General features: G+C 61.9%; 19 protein-coding genes, 2 pseudogenes and 1 riboswitch. Of the genes and pseudogenes, 12 read left to right on the top strand and 9 right to left on the bottom strand.

The genetic code is table 11. From position 1 onward, the window contains the following. Positions 1–134: 134 nt before the first annotated feature. Together LK03_RS22985 and LK03_RS22980 are read right to left on the bottom strand one after the other, a co-directional pair. Complete coding sequence (locus tag LK03_RS22985; RefSeq protein WP_167334475.1) at positions 135–410, bottom strand: LysR substrate-binding domain-containing protein; 276 nt, start codon at positions 408–410, stop codon at positions 135–137. Positions 411–586: 176 nt separating this feature from the next. Further along, positions 587–898 (bottom strand): helix-turn-helix domain-containing protein, encoded by a 312-nt coding sequence (locus tag LK03_RS22980; RefSeq protein WP_167334474.1) that lies wholly within the window; start codon positions 896–898, stop codon positions 587–589. Between the two features lie 112 nt (positions 899–1,010). Between LK03_RS22980 and arfB the strand changes: the two genes are divergently transcribed. Further along, the gene (gene arfB, locus LK03_RS21515; protein WP_038414528.1) at positions 1,011–1,424 is read left to right on the top strand and encodes an alternative ribosome rescue aminoacyl-tRNA hydrolase ArfB; all 414 of its coding nucleotides are present in this window, start codon (positions 1,011–1,013) and stop codon (positions 1,422–1,424) included. Between the two features lie 31 nt (positions 1,425–1,455). Here the strand turns inward: arfB and LK03_RS22365 are convergent, their stop codons facing one another. Then, entirely contained in the window at positions 1,456–1,605 is a 150-nt protein-coding gene (locus tag LK03_RS22365) for a hypothetical protein (RefSeq protein WP_167334510.1), read from the bottom strand. Positions 1,606–3,140: 1,535 nt separating this feature from the next. Between LK03_RS22365 and LK03_RS21510 the strand changes: the two genes are divergently transcribed. Both LK03_RS21510 and LK03_RS21505 read left to right on the top strand, forming a co-directional pair. Continuing rightward, positions 3,141–3,380 carry a hypothetical protein gene (locus tag LK03_RS21510; RefSeq protein WP_038414527.1) on the top strand — a complete coding sequence of 80 codons (240 nt, stop codon included), beginning with the start codon at positions 3,141–3,143 and terminating at the stop codon, positions 3,378–3,380. A gap of 26 nt (positions 3,381–3,406) precedes the next feature. Further along, a complete protein-coding gene (locus LK03_RS21505; protein ID WP_156109497.1) occupies positions 3,407–4,222 on the top strand; it encodes a hypothetical protein in 816 nt (271 codons plus the stop codon). Positions 4,223–4,476: 254 nt separating this feature from the next. On the opposite strand, the pseudogene LK03_RS21500 reads toward LK03_RS21505, so the two are convergent. Further along, positions 4,477–5,795 (bottom strand): annotated as a pseudogene (locus LK03_RS21500) (mechanosensitive ion channel family protein). A gap of 138 nt (positions 5,796–5,933) precedes the next feature. Here LK03_RS21500 and LK03_RS21495 point away from each other — a divergent pair. Next, positions 5,934–7,259, top strand: a complete 1,326-nt coding sequence (locus LK03_RS21495; RefSeq protein WP_038410538.1) for a DEAD/DEAH box helicase — start codon at positions 5,934–5,936, stop codon at positions 7,257–7,259. A gap of 54 nt (positions 7,260–7,313) precedes the next feature. On the opposite strand, the gene LK03_RS21490 is transcribed toward LK03_RS21495, so the two are convergent. After that, positions 7,314–7,586: a hypothetical protein gene (locus tag LK03_RS21490; RefSeq protein WP_038410537.1), complete on the bottom strand. Its 273-nt coding sequence runs from the start codon at positions 7,584–7,586 to the stop codon at positions 7,314–7,316. Between the two features lie 161 nt (positions 7,587–7,747). Between LK03_RS21490 and LK03_RS21485 the strand changes: the two genes are divergently transcribed. From LK03_RS21485 to LK03_RS21475, 4 genes are all read left to right on the top strand, one after another. After that, positions 7,748–8,140, top strand: coding sequence for a hypothetical protein (locus tag LK03_RS21485; RefSeq protein WP_038410536.1), 393 nt, complete (start codon positions 7,748–7,750; stop codon positions 8,138–8,140). A gap of 104 nt (positions 8,141–8,244) precedes the next feature. After that, a complete protein-coding gene (locus tag LK03_RS21480) occupies positions 8,245–9,171 on the top strand; it encodes a DMT family transporter (RefSeq protein WP_038414526.1) in 927 nt (308 codons plus the stop codon). A gap of 195 nt (positions 9,172–9,366) precedes the next feature. Beyond that, positions 9,367–9,495, top strand: coding sequence for a PA1414 family protein (locus LK03_RS22695; RefSeq protein ID WP_276203311.1), 129 nt, complete (start codon positions 9,367–9,369; stop codon positions 9,493–9,495). 177 nt (positions 9,496–9,672) lie between these two features. Then, a complete protein-coding gene (locus tag LK03_RS21475; RefSeq protein WP_038414525.1) occupies positions 9,673–10,269 on the top strand; it encodes a tRNA-uridine aminocarboxypropyltransferase in 597 nt (198 codons plus the stop codon). Between the two features lie 36 nt (positions 10,270–10,305). On the opposite strand, the gene LK03_RS21470 is transcribed toward LK03_RS21475, so the two are convergent. Genes LK03_RS21470 through purM form a run of 3 tightly spaced genes read right to left on the bottom strand, consistent with a single transcriptional unit; the run spans position 10,306 to position 12,736 of the window. Continuing rightward, positions 10,306–11,016 carry a DUF3108 domain-containing protein gene (locus LK03_RS21470; RefSeq protein WP_038414524.1) on the bottom strand — a complete coding sequence of 237 codons (711 nt, stop codon included), beginning with the start codon at positions 11,014–11,016 and terminating at the stop codon, positions 10,306–10,308. 8 nt (positions 11,017–11,024) lie between these two features. Continuing rightward, complete coding sequence (gene purN, locus LK03_RS21465) at positions 11,025–11,678, bottom strand: phosphoribosylglycinamide formyltransferase (RefSeq protein WP_038414523.1); 654 nt, start codon at positions 11,676–11,678, stop codon at positions 11,025–11,027. Then, positions 11,678–12,736, bottom strand: a complete 1,059-nt coding sequence (gene purM / locus LK03_RS21460) for a phosphoribosylformylglycinamidine cyclo-ligase (RefSeq protein ID WP_038414522.1) — start codon at positions 12,734–12,736, stop codon at positions 11,678–11,680. The genes purN and purM overlap by 1 nt, the downstream gene beginning before the upstream one ends. Positions 12,737–13,021: 285 nt before the next feature. Between purM and LK03_RS21455 the strand changes: the two are divergent. From LK03_RS21455 to LK03_RS21440, 4 genes and pseudogenes are all read left to right on the top strand, one after another. Continuing rightward, positions 13,022–14,047: pseudogene (locus tag LK03_RS21455) on the top strand (DUF2066 domain-containing protein). A gap of 189 nt (positions 14,048–14,236) precedes the next feature. Continuing rightward, on the top strand, positions 14,237–14,941 hold the full coding sequence (hda, locus tag LK03_RS21450; protein ID WP_028694792.1) for a DnaA regulatory inactivator Hda: 705 nt from the start codon (positions 14,237–14,239) through the stop codon (positions 14,939–14,941). Between the two features lie 139 nt (positions 14,942–15,080). Further along, complete coding sequence (locus tag LK03_RS21445; RefSeq protein WP_038414521.1) at positions 15,081–15,728, top strand: C40 family peptidase; 648 nt, start codon at positions 15,081–15,083, stop codon at positions 15,726–15,728. Positions 15,729–15,864: 136 nt separating this feature from the next. After that, positions 15,865–16,407, top strand: coding sequence for a C40 family peptidase (locus LK03_RS21440; protein WP_038414520.1), 543 nt, complete (start codon positions 15,865–15,867; stop codon positions 16,405–16,407). A gap of 77 nt (positions 16,408–16,484) precedes the next feature. Here LK03_RS21440 and LK03_RS21435 read toward each other — a convergent pair whose 3' ends face one another. After that, entirely contained in the window at positions 16,485–17,804 is a 1,320-nt protein-coding gene (locus LK03_RS21435; protein ID WP_038414519.1) for a PQQ-dependent sugar dehydrogenase, read from the bottom strand. Between the two features lie 118 nt (positions 17,805–17,922). After that, positions 17,923–18,144: riboswitch (cobalamin riboswitch) on the top strand. The last annotated feature ends 32 nt before the right edge of the window (positions 18,145–18,176 follow it).

Raw genomic sequence — 18,176 nt, 5'->3', positions numbered from 1 at the left:
GATCGTGCAACAAATGCTCGTACAGCAGGCGACTGACCGGCGACAGCCCTCGCGATTGCGCACCACCAGCGACAGCGTGCGCTGCGCCCAGTCGTCGTCGATGCCCGCGGCGTACAGGCCCAGCGGCTTGCCGATCAGCTCGAAGGCCTTGCGCGCAGCACGCCGATGCCGAGATCAGCCTGGACCATGCGACACACGCCGTCGAAACCGGGCACCTGAATGCGCTGCTTGAGTATCTTCCCCTCGCTGCGCGCCGCCGCCTGGGTGCGCAGGTTGATGAAGCTGTCGGTATGCAGCCCCACCTGATCGAACGCCAGCGTTTCGCGAAACGGCACGTGCGAGTGCGCGGCCAGCGGGTGATCCTGGCGCATGACCACCACCAGCTCATCGTGACGGTAGGGCACCGCCACCAGTTCACCGATGTCGATGTCGGCTGAGCAGATGCCCAGGTCCGCTGCCCCTCGCCAACCCCCTTGACCACCCCGGCGCTGGGCCGCTCTTCAAGGCACCTTGACCTGCCCATGGCTGGACATGAAACGCTGCAAGTCTTCAGGCAAAAATTCGATGATCGCCGAGATATTGGCCATCATCCGCACATGCCCCCGAATACCCTCCAGGTATTCGCCAACGTCGATGCTGATCTTCTCCACATCCATGAGGATTTTCCGCGCATAGAACAGCAAGGTTTCCCCGCCGCCGTCGGCTTCATGCCCTTGAGGGTGCGCTCGAACAAGGCAATGCCCAGCACCTGCTCGACCTCCTGCAAGCGCTTGCTCGCCGCCGACAGCGCAAGCATTTCCCGCTCGGCGGCTTTGGTGAGCGAGCCTTCTTCGTGGATCGAAACCAGCAGGTGCAGGGAGGTGAGGTCGAGTTTCTTGATCAGGTGGCGGTAGAGCATGGGAGGGTGCCCGTGTTCGCAGTTGGAGAAGGTGGAGGGATTGTGGCGCAGTGGCGGGGTGGCTGGAAGCTGGGTGGCCGGTGATAATGGCCCAACTCACCAAGGCCCTCCCATGCTGATCATCTCCAACTCCGTGCACCTGCCCGATAGCGACATCGAACTGAGCTACATCCGCGCCCAGGGCGCGGGTGGGCAGAACGTCAACAAGGTCTCCAGCGCGGTGCACTTGCGTTTCGACATCAAGGCCTCGTCGCTGCCCGAGTTCTACAAGGAGCGCCTGCTGGCCCTGCGCGACTCGCGTATCACCGCCGACGGGGTGTTGATTCTCAAGGCCCAGCAGTATCGCACCCAGGAACAGAACCGCACCGATGCCCTGGCGCGGCTGGCCGAGCTGATTCTGGCGGCCGGCAAGACCGAAAAGAAACGCGCCCCGACCAAACCCACCCTCGGCTCCAAGACGCGTCGTCTGGACGGTAAAGCCAGGCGAGGTTCGGTGAAGGCGGGGCGGGGGAAGGTGGATTTCTAAGCCTGTTGTGTTCCTGGCTTCGCAGACGGCATCACGGCGCCTGCTCATCACGCTGCAAGACGAAGCTGGTCAGCGCCTGGACCATCTGCACCTGATGGACCGTGTTGACCAGCATCGGCACACCAGGCTCACCGGCGTTGGCGCAGATGTATTCGTCCAGGGTGGTTTTGATGCCGGACATCAGTTCCAGGGTGTGGGTCAGGGCGTCGGCGGGGTTGAGGTCGGGTTGATCAGGTAGTAGTGGGAGGTGTTCCGGATGCAGGGTGGATCAGGAATCGGCTTTTTCATCGGATAAGTCCTTGCGAAGTCAGAAAAAACCGCCACTCGACCTTCTCACGGGTTTGGGTGGCGGTCATACGCGGGGTGAGAAACCGAGCGAGCAAGGAGCCCCGGCCAGACCGAAGTCTGCCCGCGCATGACCACCATGAAAGGCAGCTGAACTTACTCGGTTCGGGTTCTCACACCCGGTCGTCGAAACGACGCGGTGGACGTTAGTCCTGAAGCATTTTCCCGACAACGGCGAAGGTTCGGCGTGGCGCGTAGGATAGTTCGCCACGGTGTAAATCTTGAAGGATTCGGTGTTGGATTCAGAAAGATCCTACAGGATTGAGCTGCGGCGTCGAGACGTGGCAGCAGGGCGCGTGCGGGCAAACCGAAGGGCAGTTGGCCGTTGGCGTTGGCAGTCTCAGTCAGGTTTAAAGTTGGGCATTGGGTGTAGCGCTACCGAGACGGGATAGTCCGGCGCTTGCCTGATTTGTTAAATAAACGATACACACAGGCGTTAAGCCGAAGCCTTGGCGTCCCGTTCGAATCGCACAACTAAAGAACTTGTTTAGGCGGATTGAAGCAGGGTGCGAAAATAACGTTTCAGCGAGCTGGCACGTGTCAGATTCCTCTACTAAACCGTAATTACCCACCGTGGGGTAGGCGGAACGCTAAAGGTTCAGTCAACAAGGAAAAATAAATGGCGCTATCAAGAACGCTAGCTTGTTCATTTTTCTTTATCGGTTTGGGCAGTCCGCTGTATGCACAGCCACCGGACCGTGTCATGTGCAATGGCACCGGCCTATACGCATCACGGCACCGGCAAGACCATCTACAGCGCATCTGAGCAGATACCCCTCTCTCTATTACCGCTCTCGCATGAGTGTCAACACCGATGGTGCTGCACGCTCTTACCATCCTGATGATCCCCACGGTAAGACGCTTGCATACAACAATATCGTCAATGCCATCACCTCTGCGTGGGATGCTTCAGGCCACCGTATCGACTGTGGCCAAGGGCAATGCCAGAGAGCGTGATAAAAAATGCTACATGAGCTATATCACGGCCTTTGAGGGCGCGCGCGCTCTGGGTTTCGATTCGAGTAAGTACCCCAGGGTCTTGACTGGAAACATCATTCCTTGGACCAAGGCAACTCGCGGTACGCGGTCCACCCCGTGCATACAATTGGAGGGCGATAACACAGGTTTTTTTCGTGGTCTCAGACAAAGGTGAGACTCGGGGCCGGTGATAAGTGTAATCAGAGTATTTATGTAGATAGCCTGACCATCCATGCCGTCGTCTATCCCAAGAATACCCGCTGGGAATCCCAGGGGATCGTCACAGATGGCGGAGATCTGGTCGTTCTGAGGAATAACAAGACCGGGGAAAATCGCTTATGCGATTCATGGCGATACCGGCCCGGAGAACGGGCTTGGAGAAGGAGTATTGCGTTGACCTCTTATCTGTCGGGAAAACCGGTAGCAGCGACGGACACGTATTCGCACATCAAGCACCTGGCAGTTAAATCCGTCGATTATCTGGTCTTCCCTGCCAACGATGTCTTGAAGCACTTCGGACGCGGTCAACCTGTCACTCAAGACCAGATTGACCAGTACGGCCAAGCGATCTTCAGTGCGTGGGGCGGTGTCGCCAGGCTTGACGCATGTTCCACCCTGACGACGTCTAACTGATGCTTCAATCGAGAATGGGTGATCACATGGATAAGGCCTATGGTTTCTCGCTGTTGTGTTGGGTGTCCATGATGTTTTTTGTTTCCGGCTGCAGTAGGTTTCCAAACTTGCAGACCCCCTACCAGGACAGCAACCCTCTCAAGGGTCAAATGACCGCGGCGAATGATCCGAATAGCCGTGCGGAAAAGCAACTCGATGGGGATGTAAAGTTTGTAGATCAACTAGCGCGGTTCAAAACCAGTTACAGGGCCGCCATGACGAATCCTCAGGCCAGTGATCTGAAACAGTTTTTGGAAAGCGGCATGACCTATTACGACTTACAGTGTGGCGATTATTTCTCACGCATTGATTTCACCCGAGCGCATCGCGAGTATGTTCAAAAGCAAACGGTACTGGTTGGCAGCCTGACCTCCGCAATATTGGGCTTGGCCGATGCCGGCTCAGCGGTAACAGGCGCCACAGGTGCTGCCTTCGGCTTCGGTTCGGCCTCGTTCGATGCGTACAACAGTGCTTTTCTAGCGTCGACCGACGTCGGTTTGTTACGTGAACTCGTTCAGTCTGCAAGAGCCAACGATAAAGCTCGCATCCTCAGTCGAATCATGGTGCCGAATAAAACCTGGCCCGAGACCATCGATTCTTTCGATTCGGCTGTTTCCGCGTTGGATGAGTATTTTTTAAGGTGCCATCCGACAGGGATACGTAATCTTTTGAAGAGCTCAATTGAAGAAAAGGCCAAAAGACTCAATCCTGAGAATAAGGCCGCATCAACAGGGGTGGAGACGACAGGTCATGCGACCACCGTAGCCACACCAGTATCCGACAACGGTAGCGCCAAGCCATAGAACACACTTTCCATGGGCCGGGGGTGTGGCCTGGAGCATGGAACAGACCTTCAACGCGCAACATGGATTACCGGTGACCCATGCCGAAGCATGGGCGCAAGCGAATGTGCGCCGCGATTGAGGGGCCCCAGACAAACGTTGCCTGACCGATACAGCGTCCAGGTCGAAGGCCCGCGTCATCCGACGTGTTGCCGTCATCGAAACCGGGCGCTGAGTCTGTTTCTTCCACCCACGCCCGGCATCGTCGAATCGCTTCAGGCCTCGCTCATCTGCTCTAGCCTGCGCTGCGCCGGCCCTGTCTCAAGCTCCGCCGCCGGTGCACCACGCCCCACCAACCCCACCCGCATATCGTTGCCACTGGGCTGCTGGTAGAGGCTTAAGCCAAACTCCGGCAACACCGCCAGCAGGTAATCGAAGATATCCCCTGAATCCGCTCGTAGTCGGCCCAGGCGGTGGTACGGGTGAAGCAGTAGAGTTCCAGCGGCACGCCTTCGGCGGTGGTCTGCATCTGGCGGACCATGCAGGTCATGTTGGGGTGGATGTCGGGGTGGTTGTTCAGGTAGGCCAGGGCGTAGGCGCGGAAGGTGCCGATGTTGGTGAGTTTGCGGCGGTTGGCAGCCAGTTCTTCGCCCAGGCCCTGGGCCTCGTTCCACTCGTGCAGTTCCTTGCGCTTGGTCGCCAGGTACTCGCCGACCAGGCGCACGGCGCCGAGGCGCTGTTCTTCATCGGGGGTGAGGAAACGCACGGTGGACACGTCGATGAACAGGCTGCGCTTGATGCGCCTGCCGCCTGATTGCTGCATGCCACGGTAGTTGCGGAACGATTCGCTCATCAGGCGCCAGGTGGGGATCGAGACGATGGTCTTGTCGAAGTTCTGTACTTTTACCGTGTTCAGGCTGATATCGACCACATCACCATCGGCGCCGACTTGGGGCATTTCAATCCAGTCGCCGACGTGGAGCATGTCGTTGCTGGTGAGCTGTACGCTAGCCACGAACGACAGCAGGGTGTCTTTGTAGACCAACAGCAGCACCGCCGACATGGCGCCCAGACCCGACAGCAGCAGCAAGGGCGAGCGGTCGATCAGGGTGGCGACGATGATGATGACGGCGAATACCCACAGCACCATTTTCGCCAGTTGCACATAGCCTTTGATCGAGCGGGTGCGGGCATGCTCGGTGCGGGCGTAGATGGCCAGCAGGGCGTCGAGCAGGCACGACAGCGCCAGACTCAGGAACAGCAGCGTGATGGCCAGGGCGACGTTGTCGAGAAAGTGCAGGGCGGTGGGGCTGAGCTGCGGCACCAACTTCAGGCCGAACTGGATGACCAGCGACGGCACGGTTTGCGCCAGGCGGTGCAGCACCTTGTTGTGGCGCAGGTCGTCGACCCAGCGCAGCGCTGGCTGGCGCGCCAGCAGGCGAGCGCCGTGCAGCACCACGAAGCGCGCCAGGCGCCCGAGCAGGAAAGACACCAGCAGCAGCACGGCAAGGCCGAGGGCAGCGTGCAGCATTGGGTGTTGATCGAGGGTGCCCCAGACATCCAGAGCGTCGGTCCACATTTGTTGGAAATTCATGAGCGTTGGCAAAACCTGTGCAGCGAAATTGAGTGCGGCGATGGCACGCGGGTAAGGGGAGCAAAAGAAACTCGGCTCCGACCGGGGAAAACGTTACCCTATGCAGCCGAATTCCCGCTACTTGTCTGAGGTTACGCCGTGTTTTCCCAACTCACCCTGCACGAACGCCTGCTCAAAGCCGTGGCCGAGCTGAAATTTGTCGAGCCGACCCCGGTGCAGGCGGCGGCCATTCCCCTGGCCCTCGCAGGGCGTGACCTGCGGGTAACCGCGCAAACCGGCAGTGGCAAGACCGCCGCCTTCGTGCTGCCGATGCTCAACCGCCTGGTCGACCTGCAAGGCCCGCGAGTGGAAATCCGTGCGCTGATCCTGCTGCCGACCCGTGAGCTGGCCCAGCAGACCCTCAAGCAAGTACAGCTGTTCGCCCAGTTCACCTACATCAAGGCGGGCCTGGTCACCGGCGGTGAAGACTTCAAGGAGCAGGCCGCGATGCTGCGCAAGGTGCCGGACGTGCTGATCGGCACCCCGGGCCGTCTACTCGAGCAGCTCAATGCCGGCAATCTTGACCTGTCCCACGTGCAGGTGCTGGTGCTGGATGAGGCCGACCGCATGCTCGACATGGGCTTTGCCGAAGACATGGAGCGCCTGTGCAAAGAGTGCGCTAACCGTCAGCAGACCCTGCTGTTCTCGGCCACCACCGGTGGCGCGGCGCTGCGCGACATGATCGGCAAGGTGCTGAACGACCCTGAGCACCTGATGCTCAACCGCGTTTCGCAACTGGCTGAAGGCACTCGCCAGCAGATCATCACCGCCGACCACGATCAGCACAAAGAGCAGATCGTCCAGTGGTTGTTGAGCAACGAGACCTTCAAGAAGGCGATCATCTTCACCAACACCCGGACCATGGCCGACCGCATCTACGGTCACCTGGTGGCCAAAGAGGTGAAGGCGTTCGTGCTGCACGGCGACAAGGATCAGAAAGACCGCAAGCAGGCCATCGAGCGCTTCAAGGAAGGTGGCTCGAAAGTGCTGGTGGCCACCGACGTGGCGGCGCGCGGCCTGGACATCGACGGCCTCGATCTGGTGATCAACTTCGACATGCCGCGCAGCGGCGATGAGTACGTGCACCGCATCGGCCGTACCGGCCGGGCCGGCGGCGAGGGTCTGGCGATTTCGCTGATTACCCACAACGACTGGAACCTGATGTCGAGCATCGAACGCTACCTCAAGCAGCAGTTCGAGCGCCGCGTCATCAAGGAAGTCAAAGGCACCTACGGCGGGCCGAAGAAGGTCAAGGCATCGGGCAAGGCTGCCGGGGTGAAAAAGAAGAAAACCACCGATAAGAAAGGCGGCGACAAGAAGGTCGCGGCCAAGCGCAAGCCGGCGGCCAAGGCGCCGCGCAATGCGCCATTGGCCAGTGCTGACGGCATGGCACCACTGAAAAAGCGCGCGCCTGCAGCTGAGTAACGTCTCGCGGTCATGCTGACGGCACAGGCTCGACCTGTACCGTCAGCGCCTGACTCAGCCGGCCTTTTTCTCTGCGGTTTTCAATTCCTGCATGCGTTTATCGATGAGCTGGCACTGGCTTGAGAAATCGCTGCTGGCGCTGTCGAGCTTCATGCCTTGCAGCTCTTCGTTGATTTCCTTGGCCTTCTGCGGGTCCTGGTCGGTGAGCTGGGTGACCAGCCCGGCGAGTTGCTCGCGTTTGGCGGTGGCTTCTTCCAGGCTGCAGGCCCAGCTTGGCAGGGCACTCAGCAGGCTGGCAGCGCAGATCACTTGCACGAAGGGTTTCATGGCACGTCCTCAGGTTGTGGCGATGTAAGCGGTGGAACAGAGCGACTCGATGAAGTTCAGCCGAGCTGACCGGGTTGCCGCTCGGCGTTCTTTCTGAACACCTAGCGTCGTGCTTCGGTCCCAAGACCTGTACTCACCCTGCAGCCTGCGAGGCCAACGCCATGACCACTTATGACTGGAACTTGATCGAGCGCCTGCTTCACGAAGTGCAAAACGGTGCAGACCAGAATTTCACGCCACGACCCTATGCCGAGCAGCACGCGGCAGAGCTCGCCGCCAATGGCGAGCCGGTGGGCGACGTCGATCGCCTGAAAACTCGGGCCTGCGAGTATGAAAAGCTGCTGCTCGATCGCGGCTTCATCGAAAGTCGCCCCGAGAGTGAGGGCGGCAACGGCGAAAACTTCGTGCTCACGGCCCGCGGCTCGCAGCTGATCAGCATGATCGACAGCAGCATCCCGGGCTTTGAGCACCCGCGCCAGGTGCTCGACGAGCAGCCCGATGCACTGGATCAGGCAACTTTCGCAGACGTGGCCAGCAAAGCGCAGATCGCCTGACCTGGCCCAGCGCTGGCGCATCGATGTTCAGCGCTTGATAATCGCGGGCTTACCGCAACCGACAGGGGTTTGCCCGTGAATCACTCCGTTGAGCAGCGTCGGTCATGAGCGCGACTCGCCAGCAACCCGATGCCTTCGCCTTCCAGCTGATGATGCTGCTGTGCCTGATCTGGGGCAGCCAGCAAGTGTTGATCAAATGGGCAGCGGTGGACATCGCGCCGGTGATGCAGGCGGCGCTGCGTTCAGGCATTGCCGCTGTGCTGGTAGCGGCGCTGGTGTGCTGGCGCCGGGAGTGGATGCAGCTAGGGTGTACCTGGCGCCCGGGTCTGTTGGCGGGCGGGCTGTTCGGCCTGGAGTTTTTGTTCATCGCCGAGGGCCTGAAGCTGACCAGCGCCGCGCACATGTCGGTGTTTCTGTACACCGCGCCCATCTTCACTGCCCTCGGTTTGCACCTGACCTTGCCCAGCGAACGGCTGCGGCGCTTACAGTGGCTGGGTATCCTGCTGGCCTTCGGCGGCATTGCCACGGCGTTCGCCGGCGGCGTGTCGTGGGCTGAATTGGACACCCGTATGCTGCTCGGTGATGCTCTGGGCTTGCTCGCAGGCCTTGCCTGGGGTGCGACGACGGTGGTGGTGCGTGGCTCGCGGCTGTCTGAGGCGCCGGCCTCGCTGACGCTGCTGTATCAGCTGCTGGTGGGCTTCATTGGCCTGTTGCTGATCGCGACCCTGAGCGGTCAGGTGCTGGACGTGCGCTTTACGCCGATGGCGCTGGGCAGTGTGCTGTTTCAGGGTGTGGTGGTGTCGTTCGTCAGTTACCTGACCTGGTTCTGGCTGCTGCGCAAATACCTCGCCTCGAACCTGGCGGTGTTTTCGTTCATCACGCCGTTGTTCGGGGTGAGTTTCGGCGTGCTGCTGTTGGGTGAGCGATTGACTGCCAACTTCGTGCTGGGGGCGCTGTTGGTACTGGCGGGGGTGGTGCTGGTCAGCGCGGAGCCGTGGGTGAGGCGGCAATTGCGTCGCGTACTGGGCTAGGTGTCGAGACGCCAGGTTGCAACAAGGCGAAACAGTTCACCGACCGTCGGAACTGGCCCGCTGGGCTTGAACCAAGGCAAACTTACCTCCATCTGTAAGATAAATCGCATGCACGGTACAGCTGTAACAACTATGATCTGTACGAAGCATCGCAGTAAGGATTTGCCGTGAGGCTTACCCGTAAAAGGGGGCACTATGAACGATCGTATGTACAACTGGTTCCATGATCTGGCCGTCGCGCTCGGCCTGATACCGCCGCCGTTGCAACCGGTGCCGATCCCCAGCGACGATGACTCGCGCAGACGCCAGCCACGGCGTCGTTGACTGCACAGGGCCGATGCTCATCACGAGCGTCGGCCTTTTGCCTTCAGGCCCTTTTCGCGGCTAAAGCCGCTCCTACAACCCCTGTAGCGAATGGCTGGCACGTTCCATGCGTCTTTTGCACCCAAGCAACGCTTCCCCCGCCGCCTGTGGCACACTGCGCCGGCCAAGGAGAAGCCCATGTCCAGACCCCGCTGCGGGCGCTGTCAGCGCCCGCTCAGCCATTGCCTTTGTGCACTCATTCCCTATCTGCCGAGCCGTACGCGTGTACTGTTGCTGCAGCATGCCAGCGAGGCAGGCCATGCGCTGAACACCGCGCGTCTGGCGTCACTCGGGCTTGCCAATGCCCAATTGGAGGTGGGCGAGGTGTTCGAGGATCTGTCGCGTTGGTTGAGCGACCCCGCTTATCGCCCAGTGTTGTTGTTTCCTGGCGAGCAGGCCTGCGCGTTGGATTCGTCGATGGCATCGAGCGGCAAACCGCTGTTGCTGGTGGTCCCCGATGGCACTTGGCGCAAAGCGCGTAAGTTGCTGTACCTGAACCCGGCTCTGGCCGAACTGCCGCGGGTAACACTGGCGCAGGTCAGCGAGTCGCGCTATCGCGTGCGCAAGGCGCCGCAGACTGGGGCGTTGTCGACGGTAGAGGCGGTGGTGCAGGCGCTGAATGCGCTGGAGGGGCAGGGCAGGTTCGATGAACTGCTCAGGCCCTTCGAGGCGTTGATCGAGGGGCAGATCGAGGCGATGGGCGCGCAGACGTTCGCGCGTAATCACCCGTGTTGAAGGGGGCGGCTAACGGGGGACGTTAGCCGCATTGGATCAGTTACCTTTGACCGGCTTGCCATCCACCGAACCGTCCTGCAGGACGATCACGTACTCCTTGCCGTCGGTCTCGACCTGACGCAGTTGCACCAGCAGGTAGTCCCAGCTCTTGGCGAACCAAAGCTCGGTGATGCGCTTGCTCTGGCTCGGATCGCGCACGCGTTCGACCTTGATCGCGTCGACGTTACCGGTCTTGGTCGCGACTTTTTCAGTGCCGAGCACGCGGAAGTCGTAGGTGTCGATCTCGTCACCGTCGACCACCTGATAGGTCATGCTTTTCTTGCCGGCGGCAACGTCGTGTTGCAACGCCAACTGGTACGAGGATTTATCGAGCACGCCGCGGTTGAGCGGCAGGTTGACGGCATCGCCACGGTCGCTACCGGTGACTTTCTTGGCGTTCCAGTCGAAGTTCAGGTCGACCTTCTTGGCCTTGCCCAGCCCGCCGCGTTCGAAGTGATAGGTCTGCGGCTGCAGCGTATCGTTCTCCATGCGCAGGGTGCTTTGCTCGGTCAGGCTGGCGATCATCATGGAGGCCTTGAAGTTCAGGTCCCAGGTGCCGTTGGCATTCTTCGCCAGGCTGCGCTCGGCGGTGCCGCTCATCGGCAGCTGCTTCCAGTCGGCGGTGTAACTGGCCGAGAACGGTTTCAGATCAGCGGCCTGCAAAGGCAGGGCGAGCACGGCAAGAGCCAGGAACAGGGCACGACGCATACGTTCTCCTAAGGTCGAATCAAATGACCGCTGGCCGGAAGTGGCTGGCCATCGAGTAACGCACCCTCTTCGCCGAGACGCAAGCGTCCTTCAGCGAACCAGCGCACGGCCAGCGGGTAGATCTGGTGTTCCTGGCGATGCACGCGCTGGGCAAGGCTCTGCGCAGTGTCGTCAGGTTCAACCGCAATCACTGCCTGTACGACCAAAGGCCCGCCATCGAGTTCCTCGGTGACGAAGTGCACGCTGCAGCCGTGCTCAGCGTCACCGGCATCGAGGGCGCGCTGGTGCGTGTGCAGGCCTTTGTACAGGGGCAGCAGGGAAGGGTGAATGTTGAGCAGGCGCCCCTGGTAGTGGCGAACGAAGCCGCCACTCAAGATGCGCATGAAGCCGGCCAGCACCACCAACTGCGGCGCGAAGCCGTCGATCAGCGCCATGAGCGCTGCGTCGAAGGCATCGCGCCCATCGAACCCTTTGTGGTCGAGCACCGCCGTGGCGATGCCGGCCGCTTCGGCCCGTTGCAGGCCGTAGGCATCGGCGCGGTTGGCGATCACCGCCCGCACCCGCACCTTGCTGCCTGGCGCGGCGCTGCTGTCGATCAGCGCCTGCAGGTTGCTGCCCGAACCCGACAGCAGTACCACGACATCACAGGTATCGCCCGGCATCAGTGTGCCTTGACGTTGTTCAGCACGACCTGTGCAGCACCTTCTGCGGCCTGTTCGATGCGGCCGATGACCCACGGCTGCTCGCCGGCATCACGCAGCACCGCCAGCGAACGCTCGACCTGGTCCTGCGCCACGCAGATGACCATGCCCACGCCGCAGTTGAGCACGCGGTGCATTTCGTGTTCGTCGACGTTGCCTTTTTCCTGGAGGAAGTCGAACACCGCCGGGCGCTGCCAGCTGGCCACATCGACCACCGCCTGGGCGTTTTTCGGCAGTACCCGCGGGATGTTGTCGAGCAGACCGCCGCCGGTGATATGGGCCATGGCCTTGACCGCGCCGGTGTCCTTGATCAGCTTGAGCAGCGGCTTGACGTAGATGCGCGTCGGCGCCATCAGCAGGTCGGCCAGCGGCTTGCCGTCGAGCTGGGTATTGTCGATGTCGGTGGCCGACACTTCGAGGATCTTGCGGATCAGCGAGTAGCCATTGGAGTGCGGGCCGGAGGACGGCAGGGCGATCAGCGCATCGCCAGTGGCGACCTTGGAGCCGTCGATGATCTCGGCCTTTTCCACCACGCCGACGCAGAAGCCGGCCAGGTCGTAGTCTTCGCCTTCGTACATACCGGGCATTTCAGCGGTTTCGCCGCCGACCAGCGAGCAGCCAGCCAGCTCGCAGCCTGCGCCGATGCCGGTGACCACGGTGGCGGCGACGTCGACGTTGAGCTTGCCGGTGGCGTAGTAGTCGAGGAAGAACAGTGGCTCGGCGCCACACACGACCAGGTCGTTGACGCACATGGCGACCAGGTCCTGGCCGATGCTGTCGTGCTTGTTCAGGTTCAGCGCCAGGCGCAGCTTGGTGCCGACGCCGTCGGTGCCGGACACCAGCACCGGCTGTTTGTAACCGGCCGGGATCTCGCAGAGGGCGCCGAAGCCGCCCAGGCCACCCATGACTTCAGGGCGTGCGGTGCGCTTGGCGACGCCCTTGATGCGTTCGACCAGTGCTTCGCCGGCGTCGATGTCTACACCGGCGTCTTTGTAGCTCAGGGAGGGTTGCTTGCTCATTGATCCAGGCCTTTAGGAGGGAGGGATTCGGGAAAACGACCTCGACGACCAGGGCCGGCTGAAGGTGTCGGCTGCCTGACCGGTCAGCGGTCTGCGAAGGCGCGCGATTTTATCAGGCTTGCCCGGCAGCGGCCATCCTCAGGCCGACGGGCAGGGTGGGAAAAGCAGAAAAAGCCCGTCTGCAGGGTGCGCCGGGCGAGCACCCTCTATAAGGTAGTCGGCGGCGTGGGTCGGATATGGGCAAGGCCCCTGCGCCGGTACCGTCTATCTGTACAGGAATCGTTCATGCGCCTGATCCCTACCCTGAGCGTGGCCTGCCTGGTCGCGCTGTCGAGCCTCGCCCACGGCGAGAGTGTCTCCGGGCTGTACCACGTGCGTGAAGTGGTCGACGGCCAAGGCAGCGAAGCGCGTAGCCAGGCCACGCGGCAAGCCTTCGACACCCTGGTGCTGCGCCTGACCGGTGACGCCAAGGCGGCACAAAGCGCGGCGCTGGCCAGCCTGCGCCAGGACCCGCAACCGATCATCAGCCAGTTCGCGTTCGACGGCGGATCGCCGCCGACCGTGCAGGTGGAGTTCGACCCCGGCAGCACCGAGCGGGCGCTGGGCAAGGCGGGGCTGGCGTTGTGGGGCAGCAACCGGCCTTCGATTCTGGGCTGGTGGCTGTTCGACAATGACGAGGGCAGCAACCTGATCGGCGATGGGCAAAGCGCGGCCGAACCGCTGCGCCGCGCTGCCCAGCACCGCGGCCTGCCGCTGCGCCTGCCCTTAGCAGATTTGCAGGAACAACTGCTGGCCGATGCCCAGGCGCTGGAGGGCAAAGACCCAAAAGCCCTGCGCGAGGCCGGTGAACGCTACGGCGCCAACGCGCTGCTGGCGGTACACGCCCAGCAGGCCGATGGCCATTGGCAGGGCAAATGGCAGTTATGGCTGGGCGAGCAGCACGAGCAAGGCAGCGCGCAGGGGGACGACCCGGCAGCGTTGGCCGATGCCGTGATGCTGGCGGTAAGCAACCGACTGGCGCCGCGCTATGTCAGTCGTCCCGGTACGGCCACTGGCGTGCAACTGCGCGTCGAGGGCATGACCCTGGCCCGCTATGCCGAGCTGGAGCGCGTGCTCGAAGGCTTCGCCGCGCGCCTGCAACTGGCCCAGGGCGACACCTTCACCTAGGACGTCAGTGGCAGTCGTGAGCAGCTGCGCGCGCAACTGGGCCTGGCACAGCTGCATGAGGTGCAGGTCGAGGGCGCGCCGAGCGGCACGCCGCCGGCACCTGGGGCGCAGGCACCGTTCCAGGGATTGTTGATGCGCTGGTGAATGGCTGGGCAGGGGTCGATGCCCTTCATTAATAGAGGGGCGCACATCCAGGACTCACCCTAGGTGCTACGCAAGCCGTTGATTTTCCTTGGGCTGCCGGGCGTCGTGATTGTGCGGCCTGTCTGGCGGGTATAGACTTTGCCGACTTTTCACCTAAGGCCCCTCTGGTCCCTGTGACCGTCCGCCAGCATGAAACCGATCCAGTTGCCCTTGGGTGTGCGCTTGCGCGACGACGCCACCTTCATCAACTACTACCCGGGCGCCAATGCGGCGGCGCTTGGCTATGTCGAGCGGCTGTGCGAAGCCGATGCCGGCTGGACCGAAAGCCTCATCTATCTATGGGGCAAGCAAGGGGTAGGGCGTTCGCACCTGCTGCAGGCGGCGACCCACCGTTTCCAGCAGTTGGGCGAACCGGCGGTGTATCTGCCACTGGCGCAGCTGCTCGACCGCGGCGTCGAGTTGCTCGACCACCTGGAACAGTTCGAGCTGGTCTGCATCGATGACCTGCACGTGATTGCCGGCAAGGCGGACTGGGAGGAGGCGATGTTCCACCTGTTCAACCGCCTGCGCGACAGCGGTCGCCGGCTGCTGCTGGCGGCCAGTAGCTCACCGCGGGAATTGCCTATCCGCCTGCCTGATCTGAAGTCGCGCCTGACCCTGGCGCTGATTTTCCAGATGCGCGGCCTTTCCGACGAAGACAAGCTCCGCGCGTTGCAGTTGCGTGCCTCGCGCCGTGGCCTGCAGATGACCGACGAGGTCGGGCATTTCATCCTCACCCGTGGCACGCGCAGCATGAGCGCCTTGTTCGACTTGCTCGAACGCCTCGATCAGGCCTCGTTGCAGGCTCAACGCAAGCTGACCATTCCTTTTTTGAAGGAAACTTTGGGCTGGTAATACTTGGGGTGTTAACGACCGAAGTATGCCTTTGAACCCGGCAAAACGGAAAAGTCACATTTTTTTCCATAAAATTTGCAAATGGGTCTGATAGACGGCATAGTTTCCACCTTCCAAAACCCATGCCACGGTCGTGCTCATGCTAAATCGCTTCGCACCCCTCGTGCCCCTAGCACTTGTGACCCTGCTGTTAGGCTGTGCTTCGCAAAGCACCGTCACCCAGCCGCAGGTTCAACCGCAGGTCACCGCTCAATCGTCTGCCAAGGCCAAACCATCGGCCTCTTCCGTATTTACCGAGCAAGACCTGGCAATTCTCGAAGACGAAGAGCAACCCACCTTCCCCAGCGCCAGCAAGCCTTACCAGATGCCTGGTCTGGCTGACAGCATCCTCGAACGCGGCATGGCGCTGATCGGCACCCGCTACCGTTTCGGTGGCACTTCGGAACAGTCCGGTTTCGATTGCAGTGGTTTTATCGGCTACCTGTTCCGCGAGGAGGCTGGCATGTCGCTGCCACGCTCGACCCGCGAGATGATCAACGTCGACGCGCCCAAGGTTGCGCGCAACAAGCTCAAGCCTGGTGATCTGCTGTTCTTCAGCACCAATGGTCGCGGCCGCGTGAGTCATGCCGGCATTTATCTGGGCGATAACCAGTTCATTCACTCCAGCAGCAGCCGCAGCGGTGGCGTGCGCATCGACAGCCTCGGTGACCGCTACTGGAGCAAAACCTTCATGCAGGCCAAGCGCGCCCTGGCCATGGCACCGACCACCAATATCGCACGCAACTGATTGCACACGCTGTGGTCAGTACACACGGCGGTTAGCTGAAAAGCTAACCGCCGTGTGCGTTTAGAAAAACAAGCTAACCTAATTTCTCAACTCTTTTCGGCTGCGGCCGACTCGTTCCTGACAGGACGTTCCGACCATGAAGACAATGGTGCGCTTCGCTTTCCTGATGTCTGTGGCCTTGCTGACGGCGTGCTCCAGCCGTGCGCCTGCCCCTGCTCCCGCCCCGGCGCCCAAGCCGCAGGTGGTATTCAACACCCAGCCAAGCTTCTCGCCCGTGGCCTCCGATGTGCTGTTTCGTGCCATTGGTCTGGTCGGCACGCCTTATCGCTGGGGCGGCAATACCCCCGATTCGGGCTTCGATTGCAGTGGCCTGATCAAGTACGTGTATAACGACGCCGCCGGCATCAGCCTGCCGCGCTCGACACGGGAAATGATCGTCATGCAGGCGCCTAGCGTGAACCTCAACGCCTTGCAATCAGGCGACATCGTCTTCTTCGCCACCAACGGCGGTTCGCAAGTGAGCCATGCCGGCATTTACGTCGGTGAAGGGCGCTTCGTTCACGCGCCGCGCACCGGTGGCACCGTACGCCTGGACTACCTGTCCAACAGCTACTGGTCCAAAGCCTACCTGCAGGCCAAGCGCATCATTCCGGCCGGGCACCTGGCGCAGAATCCCTGATTGGGCAGCGACCGAAGCGCTGCAATGGCGCTTCGGTCAGTCTCGATACCACCCTTAGCCCAACCCCGCGTGAAACCTCACGGCTTCGCCGCCGTCACCCGCCAGATCACGTTGCCCACATCATCGGCCACCAGAACCCCGCCATGCTTGTCATTGGCTACGCCTACCGGCCGGCCCATGGCCTTGCCCTGGTCATTGACGAAGCCGCTGAGCAGGTCTCGTGGCTCGCCCTGGGGTTTGCCGTCGTTGCCGAACGGCACGAACAACACTTTGTAGCCGCTCAGCGGTTTGCGGTTCCACGAGCCATGCTGGCCGATGAACACGCCCTTGTCGAACGGCGCCGGCAGCATGCCGGGCCGGGCGAAGGCCAGGCCCAGTGAGGCGGTGTGCGGGCCAACGGCGTAGTCAGGGGCGATGGCGCTGGCAACCTTGGCCGGGTCCTGCGGGGTGACCCGCACGTCGACATGCTGGCCGTAGTAACTGTAGGGCCAGCCATAGAAAGCGCCGTCCTTGACCGAGGTGATGTAGTCGGGGACCAGGTCGCTGCCGATCTCGTCGCGTTCGTTGACGGCAGTCCACAGCGCCCCGGTGTGCGGCTCCCAGTCCATGCCGTTGGGGTTGCGCAGGCCGGTGGCGAACAGTCGCTGCTGCTTGCTGGCGAGATCGACTTCCCAGATCGCCGCGCGGCCTTGCTCTTGCTCCAGGCCGTTTTCCCCGACGTTGCTGTTGGAGCCGACGGTGACATAAAGCTTCTTGCCATCGCGGCTGGCGAGAATGTTCTTGGTCCAGTGGTGGTTGAGCGGCCCGCCTGGCAGATCGACGACCTTCTCGCCTGGGTCGCGTAATTGCATGGCGTTGTCGGCGTAGCGGAAATGCAGCAGCTTGTCGGTATCGGCAACGTAGAAGTCATTGCCCACCAGGGCCATGCCGAACGGCGAGTTCAAGCCCTCGACGAAGGTCGTGCGAATTTCCGCCACGCCGTCGTGGTCGGCGTCGCGCAGCAGCGTGATGCGATTGGCGCTGGGCACGCCCGCGCCAGCACGCTTCATGACCTTCTCCATGACCCAGCCGCGGATGCCGCTGCTGTCGTCTGGCTTGGGTGGCGCGTTGGTTTCCGCTACCAGCACGTCGCCATTAGGCAAAACGTACAGCCAGCGCGGGTGGTCGAGGTCGTCGGCGAAGGCCTGCACCTGGGTGCCAGGGGCGGCAGTGGGCTTGCCACCGTCCGACCAGCCAATCGCCGGGGCGATGTTCAGGGTAGGGATGAGGGTCTTGTTCGGCGGCGGCAGGTTGGGGTTGGGGCCGGTGCCGTCGGCGACGCTCAGCCTGGCAGTTTCGCCGCAGGCCACCAGGCTGGCGCCGATGGCCAGCAGTACACCGATACGCAATGGGAACATGCCGCGATCCTCCGGGAATGGGACACCACTGACCTTTATGAGAAGACGACCGACCGGGTGGTTCATTCCGGCGCGTCCGGCGGTCCATTTCATTGACGCTCCGGGTGCAACCCTCTAACCTTCGCGGCGTGTTTCAGGTGCCCCGTGGAGCGATTTCCAGGCGGGGTGAAACTGGGAAGCCGGTGGTCGCCTTGCAGGCGCGAGTCCGGCGCTGCCCCCGCAACGGTAGGTGAGTCAAGCCACGCGCAGCGCCACTGGGTCGATCCTGGGAAGGCGCGCGGCGGCCAGGGCCATGGCCCTGCTCACGAGCCCGGAGACCGGCCTGTCACTGCCAAACGGCATCACGGAGGGTGATGCGCGGTGCTCCGTGGC

It is taken from the genome of Pseudomonas cremoricolorata, assembly GCF_000759535.1.
GTDB classification, from domain to species: domain Bacteria; phylum Pseudomonadota; class Gammaproteobacteria; order Pseudomonadales; family Pseudomonadaceae; genus Aquipseudomonas; species Aquipseudomonas cremoricolorata_A.
Note: the sequence above shows the minus strand (reverse complement) of the source record. Positions and strands in the feature narration are given on the sequence as shown.